The following is a 17,285-nucleotide window of genomic DNA, read 5'->3' as shown; positions in this document are numbered from 1 at the left end:
TGACCATCGATAGTCAAGGTAGCAGGTTTAATCTGAAACATATTTCTCAACTGTTCTGTTTTGATTCTCTTAATAAGACGAAGCAAAATCAAAAAAGACGACCAATTCTCGAAATATTATTCAATTTGGTGTTTAGAACAGGTTCAGGTCTTATCTCGCGAGAATCTCGCATGATAAGGATCGAGCTCATTTCCCTGCTTTTCGGCTAGTTCTTGGTATAGGTCTGGTCTGCGACCGCGAATCCAGCGACGGCCAGTGCACATTTCTAATTCCTGACCATCCAGTACAGCGACAACCATGTCGTCATCAAGACTTTTTGACTCAGTAATCACTTCACCGTAAGGATTGAGAATCATCGCGTGCCCCGTGCGCACTTCATTCATGTCCACACCAACGCCATTACTGAAAACTACAAATAATCCATTGTCATGAGCTCTAGCAGGCAACCAGCGCATTAGCCAAGCACGGCCTTTCTTACCTTGCATTTCATTGAAGATGGTCTGTGGATCTTGATGTCGATTATGCCAAAGCTGTGGATCAATCAGCCCCATAGCATTTGGACTTCGAGAGTCGCAACCTCCTGTTTGATGGGGCGCAATTAAAATGTCCGCACCTTTTAATGCCGTTATTCGCACGTTTTCAACCAAGTTGTTGTCCCAACAAATCAGGATCCCAACCTTACAGCCGTGAGGAGTGTCAAACACCGTATATTCATCACCACTACTTATATAGGGGCTGACAAATGTATGCAGCTTTCTGTGCTTTTGAACCACACCGTTTGGCATAACAAACACGTAGGTGTTGTATAACTGACCGCACTCATTCTCTTCAATCAATCCGGCGCCAATACTCATATTATGGCGTTGTGATAGTGCAAGCAGTGCTTGGATTGTATCGCCGGATGGTACAGGTTCTGACAGTTCAACAATCTCGTCACGAGTAAGCGCTGACACGTGCCAGTAACCAGTAATGCACATTTCGGGAAAACTGATGATATCCACCTTCTGAGCAGCGGCTCGAGTCACAAATTCCTCTACGCTAGCTAGATTGGTAGTTTTATCTCCCGCCTTATGATTGAACTGAACGGAGGCTACTTTTACCGACTTCATACTTTCTCCTTATGAGAGATCAACAGTGAAGTCACAGTGTAAAAAATGCCTTTGATTCCGTATAATGAATTTAAATCACCATTTGATTACCATTTGGAATCATGAATATCGATCTCCTAAAAGCGTTTGTTACCTTGGCTCGTAGCGATACCTATCGTAGTGCTGCTGAGGCACTGTTTATTACTCAGTCGGCGTTGACGAAAAAAATATATCGACTAGAAAGTGATATTGGTGCGACCCTATTTGACCGCAATCGAGGTGGGACGAAATTGTCCATTGTTGGAGAATGCCTGCTCCCCGAGGCGAAACGGGTTATTGCGAGTGCAGAGAAGTTTGATCAATTATCCAACCAAGTAGCTACCGGACAATCTGGTTATCTTAATATTGGCTTTGGTATTTCGAGCTTTGACATTGCGCCTCGGCATATCTCTGAGTTCAAGCAACGTTTTAGCGATGTCCATGTCACACTCAACGATCTCCCCTCCCAGACCCAGACGGAGCAACTCTTGTCAGGCGAACTGCACATCGCTTACTCGCGCCTACCATGTGAAAGCAGCCTGTCTTCAATCACACTCTCCAGTGATCGGCTTTGCGTAGCGATCAACCACAGCCATAGCGAGTCGTCACTGACGTCTATATTTGCTTCCCTTCCCTACTTAGCATTGAGACCAGAGCGAGGGATGGGGTTACACCAACAGATATCAAAGGTTGCTACGGAACTAAATTGGCAGTTAAGACCAAGCCAATTTGCCGATGATATCTTGACGCTGCTGTCATTGGTTAAAGCCAATATTGGATTTGCCATTGTTCCTGAAAGTGCTAAAGCATTAATAGACAGTACTATTCATTTTATTCCCATATCAGCTTCTGATTATCAATGGGATATAGGTGTTACATGGAATCCTAAGTTCAATAACCCAGCTAGAGATCGATATATAAACCTGCTAAAGACTCTAGAGCACAATAAAAAGGTTTAGTGCGCTCACTAAACCTTTTTTCATCATTCACTTAGAACATATACCTGAAACCGAACTGTAGTTCATTTTCATTATTGTCTAAGATACCACCTTCGTCTTCACCTAGTTGATTAATTTTATAGGACACATACAAAGAGGAGTTATTAATATAACGAGCATATTCTACTGCTATAAAATCCACATTTAGCTCTCTAAATGCTTCGTTATCGACATCAAAATAGCTACGCGTTAAGTTAATATTATTTTTGCCAAATGTGTACCCTACATATAAGTCGTAAGCAGTGAAGTCTGAACTACCATACAAACCGTATGTATCGCCATTATCAGCAATTTCACCAGACATTAACATAGCCGCTATATTAATGCCATTTGCTTTATATTTTGCAGCAATCAAACCTGAATCAGAATATGAGTTTGAGTCTTCAACCTGAGTAGATGACATATAACCCAAACCTAAACTAATACTATCAGTAATCGCATACGAACCTGTTGCACTGTATCCCGTATATTCTGCAACATCACCAGTACTAGTATTTACCGAACCAATGCTACTATTTTGATGTTCAGAATCTATATTGATCGAAGCAGCAAAGTCGAACTTTGAATCTAAGCCAAGACGATAAGCTAGTACGCCATTAGCGCGGTCAGCACTAGCAACAGAATACTCGTTTACGTAACCAGAAAAAGTTTCAGCCAGATCAGTCCAATCAGTTAACATTGTGGATGCGTTGTTTTGATGGCCATAAGTTACAGTACCAAAGCCTGTTTGTACACCTGCATACAAGTGACGAGTATTGATGCCGCTTGTATCATATTGCCCCGGCGCAATCTCTGACATCTCAAATTCATATCGAGCTAGCAAGCTAACACTGTCCGATACTTTCTCCATACCTTCAATATTCAAACGAACTCGTGATGCATCTTTAAATGCATTGTCACCAAATTCGCTCTTGTTAGCATCTGAAATATTTCCTCGTACTTCAATACGACCATCTACTTTAATAGAAGTCGTTTCATCACTATATACCTCTGCTGCATTTACATAGGATGATGCGAGTACAATCGAAACTAGGGTACAAATCGTCGTTTTTTTCATGTATTTCTCAGTTTGACAGTTGCTGAATATAAAGAACCCACAATAAGGAAAGAGAGCAATCCTTTGCACTATAATTACCAATCAATCCTATTGGTAGAGGGTTATATAGGTGTATAAGCAATATGTACTATTATTCAACATCCGTGCTAATTGATTAGTCGTGTGATAACAGTACGTAAACTCTTTGGATGACCCAATAAACAGTGGAGGAATAAAATCAGCATCATGTTAATCTATACCTAACCGTAATATACCCAAAGTATTCACCGTTGTTGCTTTACAGATGTATTATATTTGAAACAACTTATAGCTTTATAGACGATAGATTGATATCGATAATCTCATTTTCGGCAATTGAAATATTAATAGATATCTGTGCACTCATATCAAGTTCCCGTTTATCATAACTCGCCTTAAGGCACCGCTTTACCCTATTAAGTAGTATTTACATGACCTAGATATGATCTGGACGTAGCGTTTAGGATAGTGTTATTTCTTATTGACTGAAAAGAGCACTAACACCATGACTATTGATATCATAATAAGCGTCTCCCCTAAGTTAGCCACTGCACTTGATGCCGATAATCCAACAGCAATCAGTATGTAGTACAGCAGACCTAAAATCGCACTCGCACTACCAACCGCTTGTTTATAGTTCACTAACGCTTGACTTAACACATTAGGAATACCGACACCAAACGCCATAACCACGACCATCATAGGCAGTAAGAACCATAGGCTGTCTTGCATCATGTAGACACCTAGAGAGCCTAAGGTGGATAAAGTAACAGCCAATTTGATTAACGATGCCGAGGCTTTCCCTTTGCTAAGAAGCAGTTTGTTGATAGAGCTGCCTAAAAACGTTCCAAGCGCCAAGACCGCACCTGAGTATCCGAACTGTTGAGCGTCAAAACCCAGTTCACGAAATAAAAATGGGCCAATCTGGTAATAGTTGAATACCACAATATTAAAACCAGCGACCAATAGTGCCGATACCCAGATATGTTTATCAAGCAGCATCTTTTTAGCCGTCTGGATTAACGACGCTTCGCGCGACTCTTGGCCGCGAGTTTCTGGCAATCGCAATGCACTATTACCAAGCAATATCACCGCCAATAAGCATAGCGCCCAAAATACGTAGGTGTGCCCGCCTAAGTGGGTGAGCTGCCCGCCTACGAACATACCAACAACAGGACTAATGGCGATGCCCATCCCCATTAAAGAAAGTACTTTCCCTAATTCCTCGCCGGAGAATTTATCGCGCAACATGGTTTGTGTGACCACTGAACCTGCTGCTGCACCAAAAGCACTAATAGCGCGAGCGACCAACAGCATCTCGAACGATGTTACGAATGTCGCCGCAAAAACCCCAATAGCGTAGGTTGTTAAGCCCAATAGCATACTTGCTCGACGTCCTAAGACATCAGACAGAATACCCCATGCCACAACTCCTATCGCAAATGCATAAAAATACGTTGCAATGGTTGCTGCCGCGAGGCTATCACCCACCCCAAAATGTTGTCCAATATCTCCTAGCGCTGGGCTGTAGATAGTTTCAACAATTTGAGGAAACATAATAAGTAGCACCATTAGCCACAAAGGGGGGTGTGCTGTTTCCCCATATTTCGTTTGTTGAATCATTAAAATTCCTCCTCTAAATTTGAAGGTGAGGAGTTTAGCCTTAATGGATTTTGTACTAATATCATCATAAGAACAAAAAACATCGAAAATAAGACAAGTGGCATTAATTGATCACCAAACACATTTTGATGCTGACGCATTGAATGCACCTGTTATTGGTATTGCAGCAAGAGTGGGCAAACATGACTCAGGGATGCACCAGCATCAGAAAGGACAACTGCTCTACGCACCTCAAGGTTGCATGACTATCGAACTTCAAGGATGTCGTTCGGTTTTACCGCCGACCCAAGCAGCCTGGATACCACCAAACACAGAACATCGAGTGAGAATGAATAATGTAGTCGAGTATCGCTCGCTATACTTTGATACCAACCTGTTTAATAACGCCCCCAACACCATACAGTTTCTTACCGTAAATGAGCTGTTAAAAGCCTTGATTGATAGAATGAGTTTTTGGTCTTGGAACATTGATATTAAACAAACCCTCAACACCACAGCGCTGTTTTGGGAAGAGTTTCAATTAGCGTTGGCAGAGGTGCACCTCTTACCTATCCCCAGCGATCCGAGAGTCACGGGCATCTTGAATCATTTTGTGACCGGAGAGCAAAGCCTCCCTTCACTAGAGGAATTTTCCCATCATGTGGGGGCCAGTAGCAAAACCATTAGCCGAATTTTCGCTAAAGAAACCGGAATGAGCTTTCAAGCTTGGCGACAACAATGGCGGTTGCAGCGAGCCACAGAGCTGTTGGCTCTGGGACAAAGTGTCCTAGATGTTTCTTATACTTTGGAGTTTTCAAGTGACAGTGCTTTTATCGCTTTCTTTAAGCAACATATGGGGATCACTCCCAAACAACTCTTTTAGTGTCGGAAAATAATGTTCATGATTCACTTTGTTGATAAAGCATCGATAATTCCGCCAAACGTTCACAACGAGATTTCCCTTACACTACGCAATAAAAACAATACGTTAGCTTATTGAACATTAGCTACATTTATACTTCACTTCAACGATAACTAATGCCAACACATCGACAAATATCTGTTGTCGTCACGGTCATTTTTTTTAGTTTTACTCCTCCCCTTTCAAGCCTCATAGTCGCGGCGAAAACCTAATCAATTTCTTAATTCTGTTTCGATTTTCCAACGACTATTTAGGAGGCTCTGCTAGTGGAAAACACACCTGATTTCGCAGTAAAAACTGGCTTTAAAGTACCTGTTATTGCGCTATCACTTTATGCCGTCGCATCGGGTTATTTGATGAGCTTGATCCCGCTTATGCTGGGTGAATACGGTATTGATGCAAGCAACGCAAGTTGGCTAGCAAGTGTGTTCTATGCAGGTCTTTTAGTTGGTGCTGTTGTTATTGAACCGGCGGTCAAACATGTCGGTCACCGTGTCGCATTTATCGCCTGTCTAGCGCTATTTATCGCTACGATCGTTGTGTTGCCACTGATGCCTGTCGCATGGGCTTGGCTGATTGCACGTTTTGTTGCTGGTATTGCTGTCGCGGGTGTCTTCGTTATCGTTGAGTCATGGCTGCTGGTTGGTGATGAATCAAGCCGTGCCAAACGTCTTGGCCTCTATATGGGTTCGCTATATGGCGGCTCTGCACTAGGTCAGCTTGGGATTGGTTTTATCGGTGTTCAGGGTAGTCTGCCATTTGTGGCAATTCTCTCTATGCTAAGCGTAGCTATTCTGGTTCTGATGTTCGTTCCAACACAGCAACCGCAGAGTGCTCACTCGGCGACACTATCGTTCAAACAAATTGCAAAACTGAACCATGCTGCAATCATCGGCTGTATTGTTTCAGGCTTAACCCTTGGATCTATCTACGGTCTAATGCCTGTAGAGTTAATGCACCGCGACGTGTCACAAAGCAGTTTAAGCGCATTAATGGCGTTAGTGATCCTTGGCGGTATGGCAGTACAAACATTAGTACCTCCACTACTTAAAGTAGCGGGTCGCACTCCACTGATGGGCATGTTCTGTTTACTAGGTGTATTTGGTGTCGGTCTAGTTATTCTGAGTGATGATCTGAGTGTACTAGCAATCAGCTTATTCCTGATTGGTATGGCGACGTTCGCACTTTACCCGATTGCCATTAACTTGGGCTGTGACAAATTGGACGAGAGTTTTATTGTCTCTGCAACGCAAGTTATGCTGTTTTGCTACAGCATCGGCTCAGTCGCTGGTCCAGTACTTGCGGATTGGTTTATGGAAGGTACACAAGGTTTGATGGCTTATTTACTTGCAACCATGATGGCAACCGCTATCTATATGTTCATTGCCAGTATTCGTACTAAGAAACACTTGGTGGCTGGCGAGTAACATCACACCTTAAGTTCACGTGCAGCGTAAACAACAAAGCGGCTTTCAAGGCCGCTTTGTTGCTTTGAAACCTTCAGTTTCATCTCTGGTTCATGTTTTAAGTACTATAGTTAAATCAAGTCATTACAGGGGAACGATTATGCTATCCGAACAAGACCAACAAACTAAAACTAACGCCATTGTCGCTTACGCCTGTTTACTTTTAGGAAGTTTCACTGGCATTTTCTATCTCGTTGGCGGTATCTGGGCCATGCTTAAGCGCAGTTCCTCAGCAAGTAGTCCGTTGGCTGATCACCTCGAAAACGCAGTACAGACATTTTGGGTCTCCATTATTTTGACGGTCGTGGGTATCTTCTCCATGCCGCTGTTTGGCATTGGCTACTTAATACTTGTCGGGACATCCGTTTGGGTCATCTATCGCTGTGTGAAAGGACTCGTTAGGGTGCTCGACAATCAAGGTTACAACTAAAAAAGAGAGGCTCGATTGAGCCTCTTCTTTTTCGTCAGTCAGTTAGGGCAATGACTTTGTCTATCCTTAATTGCTCGATGAATCCCATATCATGACTGACGACTAACACAGTCCCTGCGTAGCCGTTAATAGCAGCAATCAACTGTTGTTTGGCTTCGAGATCCAGGTGATTATCCGGTTCATCCAATAACAGGGTCGCTACCTGTTTTTGGTGCGAAGCAATCAACATGGCTAGCTTCATTTTCTCGCCACCGCTGAGTTGCTCGACTTTGTCATAGACTTTGTCTCGCCTAAAACCGATGCCAGCTAATAGAGTACGAGCAACAGGAATTGTCATCTCCTCACACCCTTCACACACAGCGTCAATCAGCGCTAAATCACCGTTAAGTATAGAAAAGTGCTGATCTAAGTAAAAACACTCCGTATTGACTCGAAGCCCATCAGTCACATCACTTGAGTTTTGGCTAAGAGCGAGTACTCGCTTTAAAATGGTCGACTTACCCGAGCCATTACGACCTTTTAGCCACGCATGCTCGCTGGTAAGTACCGTCGCACGAATCGGTGCACCAAGCACATTAGCATGCTGAAATGCGTCAAACGCGATGGCTGTCTTACCCTGCGTTTGAACCACTCCGGTGTACCATTTCTGCGGTTTATTCTGTTCTATTTGATCCTTCACTTGCTGAAGTTTTTGGTCCAAAACCGCGAACTGGCGTTCACTTTGAGCCGCAATCGAGGCGTTAGCATTCTGTGCGCCTTGCTTTTTACCATCCATCAGTATTTTTGGCTGGCTACCACTCGTCCTTTGTGCTTTACCCCTTGTCGCGAGCTTTTGAGCTGTGACCAGACGTTGGTGCGCTTTCTCTGCTTTTACCTTTCTCTCCCTAGTCAGTGATTTGGCTTTGTCCTGTAACGCTTGCAGATGCTCATTCTTGTTAACGATGAATGTTTGGTAGTTGCCTCCATAGCTGGTAATACCTATCGAGTTCAGCTCGAGTATTTTGTCAACGTGATTGAGGAACGCAATATTGTGGCTAACCACCAACACTGGTTTATCTATTGTTTTTAATTGCTTCACTAACCAATCAACATGATCAGAATCTAAATGATTAGTGGGCTCATCAAGAACGAATGCATCATATTCTTGCTGCAGCAGAACATAAAGCCTTAATACAGCAAGTTGCCCACCACTTAATTGCGCCAGTGTGACATTGAGATCGGTAGGCAAACGCAGTTGCGTGAGTAGCCTTGCTAATTGCTCAGCAAGATCCCATTCATCATCGGCAATCATGTCGAACCAATGACAAGAGCTGTCACCTTGCTGAATGTGCTCAAGGGCGAGCAACTTATTTTCCACACCTAATTGTTGAGCAATACTTTGAGACAAGTCTGATTCACTTTCTAATTGGCTATAAAAGCCAACAGATTTGATCTGATTTCCCCACTCCACTCGCCCTTCAGACAGTGGGGTTAATTTAGCGAGAATCTGCGCCAAATGACTCTTGCCACAGCCATTTTTTCCTACTAACGCTGTGATGCCTTCTTCAATTGAGAAGCTAATCGATGAAAATAGTCGGTCTCCATCAGGAAACTGCTTTGAGATTGAAATTGCATGAAATGCAGTCATACATCCTCCTTTACAGAGCATGTGACGCTTGGCAGATAGTACTATTTTAAGTCAGCTATATGCTGATGATAGAGATGTGTAGATAGAACGAGCCAACGCCCACTAACTCTGCGATTTCAAAAGTTACTTGTATAAAACGATCGAAATTGAGTTAGTTGTTCATGTAGGCGTCTACTCCGAAGAAAGTGATGAGTAGTTTATACGCGAACTTTGCAAGAAATACTAGTTCCAAACGTTAAAGTCACATGTCAGAAAACAAACTTTAAGCCTTCTTCTCAGGAAGTTACCCATTAGAACATTTCTGGAAATCTCATTATTGCCTCCCATACTGCTCTTTAATCACTCTACGGTTCTCTCAATCGAGCACCGCCGGTTAAATCCACTCAATGATGAGCTTCATACCAATGAATTGAGGGCCCTATGTCCGATCCCACTCGCCAATTTGAGAAGATCTTTTTTGAAGAGATGACAGAGCATCTAGAGGAAATGGAATCATCATTACTTAAGATGCATGACAGCGACGATGAATCTGAATGCCTATCAGGCTTACTCGACGCCATCTTCAGAGAGGTCCATTCGATTAAAGGTAGTGCCGCAATTTTTGGCTTTGATGACATTTCTAACCTAAGCCATATTCTTGAAAACTTATTAGACAAGCTTCGTAACAACCAGATCACGATACAAAAGCCTATGGTGGACGTATTTTTAGAAGCAAGAGATGTCCTAGAGTCCGTGAAAAACGCACATCAACAGAGAAGTGACATTCCAAATGAACGTATAAGGATCGTTTGTGAAGCACTAAACAAATTCAGTGGTAGTAAGACTATTTCACACTCAGATGCTGAGCAAATAACCGAAGCAAGTTCATTAAGAAAAATGACCGAGCCCTCCACGGTGCGTCCCTTGGAACTCGAAAAATCGAAATTAAAGATACTATTGGTGGAAGACTGTAAAGTGATTCAGAAAGTCACGAGTTTCACCCTTAACAAACTTGGCTACACCATGCTCGACATCGCCGAAAACGGCGAGCAAGCTATAGAGAAGCTCAAAGCATCGATTGATGAACCTTATCAACTCTTACTACTAGATTGCCAAATGCCAATTATGGATGGTTACCAGACGACAAGTGAAATAAGAAGCGGTAGTGCGGGAGAGGTGTATAAATCAATCACCATCATTGCAATGACAGGCATGGCTGGCGAAGAAGAGAAACAAAAATGTCTGCAAACTGGCATGAATGATTACCTAGCTAAACCTGTCAAAGCTCACGTTGTCGATGATAAGATTAAGAGTTGGTATCTAAGCAAGCCCGATTCATGCGAGCACACGCCCCCTTGCTCACAAACATCAAGTCCCCCTCAGCTTTCCGTCTCAGACGAGACACACAACATGACAGCGAATCCAAAAGAAAATGCGGGACATCGAACGAATGAAGTGCGAGGCCGAGCTAGACCTTTGGAAACTTCATCAATTCGCGTTAGTACTAAAAAAGTAGACCAATTAATCAATCAAGTTGGTGAGCTCATCATTACGCAATCTATGCTCCAGAAACTCACTTTTGATCTTGGTCTTGATACGAATGAAATGCTAGCCGCAAGACTGAACCAATTGGAAAACAATACTCGAGATCTACAAGCATCAGTCATGTCCGTGAGGATGATGCCAATTGGCACCGTGTTTGGACGTTTCCCACGCATCGTTCGTGACTTATCAAACTCACTGAATAAAAACATAAAGCTGGTTATCGAAGGCGAACAAACTCAGCTAGACAAAAGCCTGTTGGAAAAATTGGTTGACCCACTGACGCACCTCATACGCAATAGTATTGATCATGGTATTGAATCCCCTGAAGAGAGAATCAGGGCCCATAAGCCGGAGCAAGGAACAATCAAACTGTCTGCCGTATATCGTGGTGGTGATGTGATAGTTCACGTAGAGGATGACGGGTCGGGCATCGACCCACAGAAGATACTCACTAAAGCGCAAAAAAACGGCATGGTTCTACCACAAAACATGAGCAAAGAAGATATCTTTCAACTGATATTTTCTGCGGGCTTCTCGACGGCGGAAAAGGTGACTTCAGTATCCGGTCGTGGCGTAGGTATGGATGTGGTTAAGCGCAATATCTCCAGTATTGGCGGAACGGTAGAAGTCAGTTCAAAGTTGGGGATAGGAACGAAAATGTCCATTCAATTGCCTCTAACATTGGCAATCTTGGAAGGGATGTCGATCAGTGTCGGAGAGCAGGTTTATATTATACCGCTTACTTATATTGTTGAATCAATACAACCAAAACCGCAAGACCTGAAAAACCTCAATAGTGGAGAAACTATGATTCGGGTCCACGATGAGTATGTGCCGGTTCTTCGTCTCCACAAGTTTTTCAATCTTGATACCGATATCCAGGAGCTACATGAAGGCATCGTTGTCTTACTTGAGCATGGCAATAGAGTCATTGCTTTATTTGTAGATAGCCTGATAGGACAACAACAAGTGGTCCTGAAAAACTTAGAAAATAACTTTAGGAAAATTCCTTGTATTTCGGGCGCAACAATCATGGGAGATGGCCGCGTCTCACTAATTTTGGATGTCGCTGATCTAGTAAGAAGTCGCTAATCATCATTAGGTTACCGCCATTTAGGAAATAATTTATAAACTAGACAAGAACTGGCCGTACAATTTCCTACACTATTTTCAAGTCACAGATTTTTGGCACTCAAATAATACAACTTTAAGGCTATGAGTACCAAATTTGAAAAGAAAACGAATATGGAAATCATCATGGCAGCTAGTGATAAAGATGACCTAGAAAAAAGTGAACTAACAGAGGCAAAAGAATATTTAACCTTTTGGCTTGGGGAAGAATATTACGGGATAGACATATTAACTGTGCAAGAAATTCGAACCTATGGCCAAGTAACCGCTATTGCGAACATGCCTGAATATATAAAAGGGGTTATGAACTTAAGAGGCGTAGTAATTCCTATCGTTGATATGCGCTTAAAGTTCAACTTACCTAATATTTCCTACCATGATATGACCGTTGTCATCATTTTAAACATTGACCAAAGAATTGTTGGTATCGTTGTTGACAGTGTTGCTGACGTATTATTACTCAACAATGTAGATGTCCAATCCCCACCAGATTTTTCAAGTGCGCTAGACACAAAATATATTCAAGGTCTTGCATCTCAAGACGAGTTAATGCTCATTTTAATTCATATAAAAAAACTAATGAACAGTCAGGATATGGCACTTTTTGACAAAATAGAATCGGACTCAACAGTCCTTGAGCCACAGGAAGGTCGTACCCATGAATAGCGAAGAACGAGAGTATGTAGTTCAGGAAAACGAGATACTTATCTCCACTACCGACATGTCCGGTAGAATTACATTTGCGGACGACAATTTTATTCGTATTAGCGGTTACTCAATCGATGATCTTATCGGTAGCCCGCACAATATTGTCCGCCACCCTGATATGCCTAAAGAGGTATTTGAAGATTTCTGGAGTGAAATTAAAGAAGGTAATTGTTGGTCAGGAATTATTAAAAATCGACAAAAAGGAGGTGGGTTTTATTGGGTAAAATCTGATGTAGCTCCATACTACAAAGATGGTGTTCAACTCGGCTTTATGTCTATTCGTTCAAAACCTAGCAAAATTGAGTTGGAAAATGCCAAAGCCCACTATGCCAAGTTCAAAGAAGGTGCTCAAGGGAGTTACCTAATTAAACGAGGAAAAATCATAAAAGACCAGAAGAGCAACCCGCTAAAAACACTGAGCATTAAGCAACGTTTATTTGGATTAGTTCTAGTGGCAACAGTTTCACTTTTTTCAGTTTTGGGCATTGGTATCCATAGCGCCTATACCGAAAAAGAAGCCGTAGAACATCTATTTCATAACCATATAGAGTCTTATAGCCAATTACGTTCGGTCGACAAGTTGTGGGCGGAAAACCGGATGTTACTGCAAACTCTATTAGTGACGAATGATATTAATCAGAATAGCGACATTGGAAATAAGCTAAGAGACAACACTCTAAAACTAAATGATATTACCAAGTCTCTCATTGATAATTTTGATTTAGAACACTCGACTAAGATTAAAAAACATCAAGACATCGCAGAACAAAGCGATCGATTAGCAACGACATCACTGTTAGAAGTTTATTCTAAGCTCACCATAGACAATATGACCCTCTCAAGCGAAATGAGCTTTATTTCATTCGTTCAAGATACCATTTCTCAGGTCGCGAGTTTTGAAAAAAACATCGGTGAACTCATCAGTGAGAACCAGCTTCAATCCAAAGGCATCTACGAGCAAAGTAAACAAGTATTCTGGTTAGAAGTTACCCTTTCTTCAGTTATCACGCTTTTCTTTGTAGGTGTATATCTGATATTCGCTTATCGATTTAGTCATGACATTAACTCTAGGTTATCAGATATTAGACGTTACTTTATGCGTTTGGTTAAGCAGGATTACCTCTTTGACATTAATGTAGACAAAAATGATGAAATAGACCAAGTTCTTCAATCCTTGAAAATTATGAAAGTGCAATTGGCATATAGTGTTCGTCAAAAAGCTGTTGCCGCTACTCGCATTAAAATTGCTCTCGATAATGTGAGTACAAATATGATGATCGTTGATAGCACCAATGCCATTATCTATGTGAACCCAGCAATAGTGAACATGTTCAAGTCGGCGGAAAAAGAGTTAAAAGCTCATATACCAGACTTTGATGCTGACCAGTTAGTAGGACTGAATATCAATGATCTCAACCTAGTATCTATCAATCAGGATAGCAACGGCCATACTACCAACAACCAACCTGGTCAGCCAGTTTTGGGAACCGAAACGGTGCAAGAGATTGATATCAATGATCGTATTTTTAAGGTTGTTAGCAATCCTGTCATCGATGAGGTTGGGCAACAAATAGGCTATGTCACAGAATGGGCAGATCGAACAGCAGAAGTTGCAGTGGAACGCGAAATTGAACAGGTTATTCAGTCTGCAGTGAAGGGTGACTTTTCGCAGCGCATGACGTTAGATGGAAAAAACACTTTTTTCACCATGCTATGCGGCAATATGAATCGCTTACTTGAAATAAGCGAAGTGAGTTTAACTGATATCGTTTCAGTCCTCTCCTCTTTGGCAAAAGGAGACCTGACCTCAGAGATCACAGCAGATTATTCTGGCGCATTCGGTGAGCTAAAAACAAGTTCCAATCAAACCGTGACAAAACTAAAAGAGATGATTCAGCATATTAAATTGTCCGCCGAGACCATCAATACTGCTACAAAAGAAATAGCCATCGGCAATATTGACTTAGCGCAGAGAACAGAGAAGCAAGCGCGTAGCCTAGAAGTCACTTCATCCAGTATGGAAGAGCTTACCATTACAGTTAAGCAAAACTCCGAACACTCTAAAAAAGCGAATAGCTTAGCGAAAGAAACTTCATCCAGTGCTCTTAAAGGCGGAGACATTGTTAAGCAAGTGGTCGAAAATATGTCTGAGATCCACACCAGCTCTCAAGAAGTCATGAATATTATTTCGGTCATCAATAGTATTGCTTTTCAAACCAATATTCTTGCTCTCAATGCCGCTGTAGAGGCAGCCCGTGCAGGCGAGCAAGGACGAGGGTTTGCGGTTGTTGCTACTGAAGTTCGCAACTTAGCGCAACGCTCTGCCTCTGCTGCTAAAGAAGTAGAAGGCTTGATCAACTCATCTGTTCGGAAAATTGAAACCGGTTCGAAATTGGCCACACAGGCGGGCGACTCAATCTCTAGCGTGGTGACTTCCATCCAAGAAGTTGCACAACTTATCGATGAAATTACTCAAGCTTCGGTTGAACAAAGCACTGGGATAGACCAAGTAGCTAAAGCCATTTTGGAGGTCGATGATGTGACACAGCAAAACTCAGCACTCGTAGAAGAAGGTTCTGCCGCTGCTAGCTCGCTTGAAGAACAAGTTGCCAATCTTGCGCTTTACGTTGCGGTATTTGACACAGGAGAGCAGCACATCTCCGTGCATCAGGATAGCTACGAAACGCTCCCCAGTGAACAGAACTTAATCATTGCAGCTGCTGCCTCGCATAAGCATCACGAGGACAACGATTGGTCTGAGTTTTAATGTTAGTTAATACCCAGTTTGGCTATACAGAACAGGATTTTGAGGCCATAGCGTCGTTAATTTATAGCCGTGTAGGTATCGCCTTCCGCAAGAATAAAAGGAACCTTGTATATAACCGATTAGTCGGACGATTGAGAGCACATAGGCTGGTAAACTTTACCCAATATCTCAAACTGTTAGATGACCAAAATCATGAAGAGTGGGAGTATTTCGTGAATGCTCTAACGACTAACCTCACCTACTTCTTCAGGGAGCCTTACCACTTTGATTTTCTAAAAAACTATGTGCAGGAACACCTTGAGCACTTAACTACGTCTGAACCACTAAGAATCTGGTGCTCAGCCTGCTCTACTGGTGAAGAGGCTTACAGTATTGCGATGACTATGGTTGAAGCATTTGGAACCAATCAACCTCCAGTAAAAATACTCGCGACAGACTTAAATACGCATGTACTTGCGGTCGCAAGAGAAGGGAATTACACCACAGATCAACTCGAACGAGTGAGTGAACAGCAAAAACTCCAGCACTTCATCTACCATAAGTACAAAAACACGTATGAGATTAGACCGGAGATAAAATCGCTGATTCATTTTAAGTGCCTGAATTTAATGGATACTCAGTGGCCTATGAAAAAGAGCTTTAATATGATTTTTTGTCGCAACGTGATGATTTATTTTAACCGAGAGACCCAAAGTAGATTGCTAACCAAATTTGCTCACTACTTACCCCAAGGTTCGTTGCTGTTCCTTGGTCATTCAGAAAGCTTCTCCGAGCCTCAGGATAAATTTAAGCCACTTCGGCAAACCATGTATACGCGAGTGTAGTATTTATGCCGCTAAAAGTACTTATCACAGACTCTTGCTCTGAAACCTGTCAAACCTTGCGCCATATTATTAACGCGCAATCCAGTATGACGGTGGTTGGTATTGCTCATAATGTCCGTCAAGCACGCGCATTGATAAAACAGCTAAACCCGGATGTAGTGACTCTTGCTATCGAACTTGAAGGCATGAATGGGCTGGATTTTCTCAACAAGATTATGACCCTGCGCCCAATGCCGGTGGTCGTTATATCTAAGTTATTAAATCGTAATTCTTTACTCACTCAGCAAGCCTTGAAGTTAGGTGCTATGGCATGTGTAGCCATACCTAAAACCGCCAAAGTTACTGACTCCAACCTGGATTCTTTTGCCCTAGACGTAATAAAGAACCTTAAACAAGCGCATCTGCAATACCACAAAAAATCTCAACTCAGATCAATAACGTTAGAGCTTGAGCAGCAGCTAACCGAAAGAAAGTCGCGGCCTAACCCAAATGCAACTCGGTATTTGATTGCCATAGGAGCTTCAACGGGAGGAACCGAAGCCATTACGACGCTGTTGAAGCAGCTGCCGGAAGACTGTCCAGGCATTGTTATCGCCCAACACATGCCAGCGGGATTTACCCGCTCTTTTGCAGCTCGACTCCAAACCCTCTGTTCCATACAAGTTCTAGAAGCAAAACACGAAGAAGTTATAGAATCTGGTCATGCCTATATTGCACCAGGTAATTCCCACCTTGTGGTAGAGATGAGAGCCGGGTGCTACTACACGATTTTAAGTGATGAAGATCCTGTTAACCTTCATAAACCCTCCATCGATGTTCTGTTTGAATCTGTCTCAGAGAACATCAAAACATTTGGTATTGGGGTTCTTTTAACGGGTATGGGAAAAGATGGCGCTGCTGGTTTATTGAAAATGAAGCAGGCAGGCGCGCTAACCTTTGCGCAAGATGAAAAAAGCTGTGTAGTCTACGGTATGCCTCGTGAAGCCATGAAACTGGGAGCGGCACTTAAGCAACTGTCGATCCCAGATATTGCCGACTCTATTGCTAACTTAACTACCTCAAAGCCCACGTCTTAACTCCAAGG

At 42.5% G+C, this 17,285-nt stretch carries 13 protein-coding genes; 9 read left to right on the top strand and 4 right to left on the bottom strand.

Annotated features, from left to right (window positions below; genetic code table 11):
• Positions 1-143 precede the first annotated feature (143 nt).
• Complete coding sequence (locus tag AWH66_RS11595) at positions 144-1,109, bottom strand: nitrilase family protein (RefSeq protein WP_063603099.1); 966 nt, start codon at positions 1,107-1,109, stop codon at positions 144-146.
• Positions 1,110-1,210: 101 nt separating this feature from the next.
• Between AWH66_RS11595 and AWH66_RS11590 the strand changes: the two genes are divergently transcribed.
• Positions 1,211-2,086 carry a LysR family transcriptional regulator gene (locus AWH66_RS11590; protein WP_063603098.1) on the top strand — a complete coding sequence of 292 codons (876 nt, stop codon included), beginning with the start codon at positions 1,211-1,213 and terminating at the stop codon, positions 2,084-2,086.
• 31 nt (positions 2,087-2,117) lie between these two features.
• Here AWH66_RS11590 and AWH66_RS11585 read toward each other — a convergent pair whose 3' ends face one another.
• Positions 2,118-3,182, bottom strand: coding sequence for a porin (locus AWH66_RS11585; protein WP_063603097.1), 1,065 nt, complete (start codon positions 3,180-3,182; stop codon positions 2,118-2,120).
• Positions 3,183-3,671: 489 nt separating this feature from the next.
• Positions 3,672-4,823 (bottom strand): multidrug effflux MFS transporter, encoded by a 1,152-nt coding sequence (locus AWH66_RS11580; RefSeq protein ID WP_063603096.1) that lies wholly within the window; start codon positions 4,821-4,823, stop codon positions 3,672-3,674.
• Positions 4,824-4,920: 97 nt separating this feature from the next.
• Between AWH66_RS11580 and AWH66_RS11575 the strand changes: the two genes are divergently transcribed.
• From AWH66_RS11575 to AWH66_RS25675, 3 genes are all read left to right on the top strand, one after another.
• Positions 4,921-5,685, top strand: coding sequence for an AraC family transcriptional regulator (locus tag AWH66_RS11575; RefSeq protein ID WP_063603095.1), 765 nt, complete (start codon positions 4,921-4,923; stop codon positions 5,683-5,685).
• Between the two features lie 305 nt (positions 5,686-5,990).
• Entirely contained in the window at positions 5,991-7,151 is a 1,161-nt protein-coding gene (locus tag AWH66_RS11570; RefSeq protein ID WP_063603094.1) for an MFS transporter, read from the top strand.
• 139 nt (positions 7,152-7,290) lie between these two features.
• Positions 7,291-7,620 (top strand): DUF4870 family protein, encoded by a 330-nt coding sequence (locus AWH66_RS25675; RefSeq protein WP_063603093.1) that lies wholly within the window; start codon positions 7,291-7,293, stop codon positions 7,618-7,620.
• Between the two features lie 34 nt (positions 7,621-7,654).
• Here AWH66_RS25675 and AWH66_RS11560 read toward each other — a convergent pair whose 3' ends face one another.
• The gene (locus tag AWH66_RS11560) at positions 7,655-9,247 is read right to left on the bottom strand and encodes an ATP-binding cassette domain-containing protein (protein WP_063603092.1); all 1,593 of its coding nucleotides are present in this window, start codon (positions 9,245-9,247) and stop codon (positions 7,655-7,657) included.
• Between the two features lie 420 nt (positions 9,248-9,667).
• Between AWH66_RS11560 and AWH66_RS11555 the strand changes: the two genes are divergently transcribed.
• The 5 genes from AWH66_RS11555 to AWH66_RS11535 all read left to right on the top strand — a co-directional run bounded on the left by AWH66_RS11555 (position 9,668) and on the right by AWH66_RS11535 (position 17,277).
• Complete coding sequence (locus AWH66_RS11555) at positions 9,668-11,863, top strand: chemotaxis protein CheA (RefSeq protein WP_063603091.1); 2,196 nt, start codon at positions 9,668-9,670, stop codon at positions 11,861-11,863.
• A 153-nt stretch (positions 11,864-12,016) separates the two neighbouring features.
• Positions 12,017-12,568 (top strand): chemotaxis protein CheW, encoded by a 552-nt coding sequence (locus tag AWH66_RS11550; protein WP_240495615.1) that lies wholly within the window; start codon positions 12,017-12,019, stop codon positions 12,566-12,568.
• Complete coding sequence (locus tag AWH66_RS26230) at positions 12,561-15,377, top strand: methyl-accepting chemotaxis protein (protein WP_063603090.1); 2,817 nt, start codon at positions 12,561-12,563, stop codon at positions 15,375-15,377. The genes AWH66_RS11550 and AWH66_RS26230 overlap by 8 nt, the downstream gene beginning before the upstream one ends.
• Positions 15,377-16,201, top strand: a complete 825-nt coding sequence (locus tag AWH66_RS11540; protein ID WP_063603089.1) for a CheR family methyltransferase — start codon at positions 15,377-15,379, stop codon at positions 16,199-16,201. The genes AWH66_RS26230 and AWH66_RS11540 overlap by 1 nt, the downstream gene beginning before the upstream one ends.
• Positions 16,202-16,206: 5 nt before the next feature.
• Positions 16,207-17,277 carry a protein-glutamate methylesterase/protein-glutamine glutaminase gene (locus tag AWH66_RS11535; protein ID WP_063603088.1) on the top strand — a complete coding sequence of 357 codons (1,071 nt, stop codon included), beginning with the start codon at positions 16,207-16,209 and terminating at the stop codon, positions 17,275-17,277.
• The last annotated feature ends 8 nt before the right edge of the window (positions 17,278-17,285 follow it).

The sequence above is a fragment of the Vibrio barjaei genome (genome assembly GCF_001639065.2).
Lineage (GTDB): Bacteria > Pseudomonadota > Gammaproteobacteria > Enterobacterales > Vibrionaceae > Vibrio > Vibrio barjaei.
The sequence above is the reverse complement of the archived record's forward strand: the minus strand, read 5'-3'. Positions and strand labels throughout refer to the sequence as shown.

Excerpts from the sequence above, each read along its gene's own strand:
- AWH66_RS11595 (WP_063603099.1), bottom strand. The coding sequence starts at position 1,109 with ATGAAGTCGGTAAAAGTAGCCTCCGTTCAGTTCAATCATAAGGCGGGA.
- AWH66_RS11535 (WP_063603088.1), top strand. The coding sequence starts at position 16,207 with ATGCCGCTAAAAGTACTTATCACAGACTCTTGCTCTGAAACCTGTCAA.
- AWH66_RS11550 (WP_240495615.1), top strand. The coding sequence starts at position 12,017 with ATGGAAATCATCATGGCAGCTAGTGATAAAGATGACCTAGAAAAAAGT.
- AWH66_RS11580 (WP_063603096.1), bottom strand. The coding sequence starts at position 4,823 with ATGATTCAACAAACGAAATATGGGGAAACAGCACACCCCCCTTTGTGG.
- AWH66_RS11590 (WP_063603098.1), top strand. The coding sequence starts at position 1,211 with ATGAATATCGATCTCCTAAAAGCGTTTGTTACCTTGGCTCGTAGCGAT.
- AWH66_RS11555 (WP_063603091.1), top strand. The coding sequence starts at position 9,668 with ATGTCCGATCCCACTCGCCAATTTGAGAAGATCTTTTTTGAAGAGATG.
- AWH66_RS11585 (WP_063603097.1), bottom strand. The coding sequence starts at position 3,182 with ATGAAAAAAACGACGATTTGTACCCTAGTTTCGATTGTACTCGCATCA.
- AWH66_RS25675 (WP_063603093.1), top strand. The coding sequence starts at position 7,291 with ATGCTATCCGAACAAGACCAACAAACTAAAACTAACGCCATTGTCGCT.
- AWH66_RS26230 (WP_063603090.1), top strand. The coding sequence starts at position 12,561 with ATGAATAGCGAAGAACGAGAGTATGTAGTTCAGGAAAACGAGATACTT.
- AWH66_RS11560 (WP_063603092.1), bottom strand. The coding sequence starts at position 9,247 with ATGACTGCATTTCATGCAATTTCAATCTCAAAGCAGTTTCCTGATGGA.
- AWH66_RS11540 (WP_063603089.1), top strand. The coding sequence starts at position 15,377 with ATGTTAGTTAATACCCAGTTTGGCTATACAGAACAGGATTTTGAGGCC.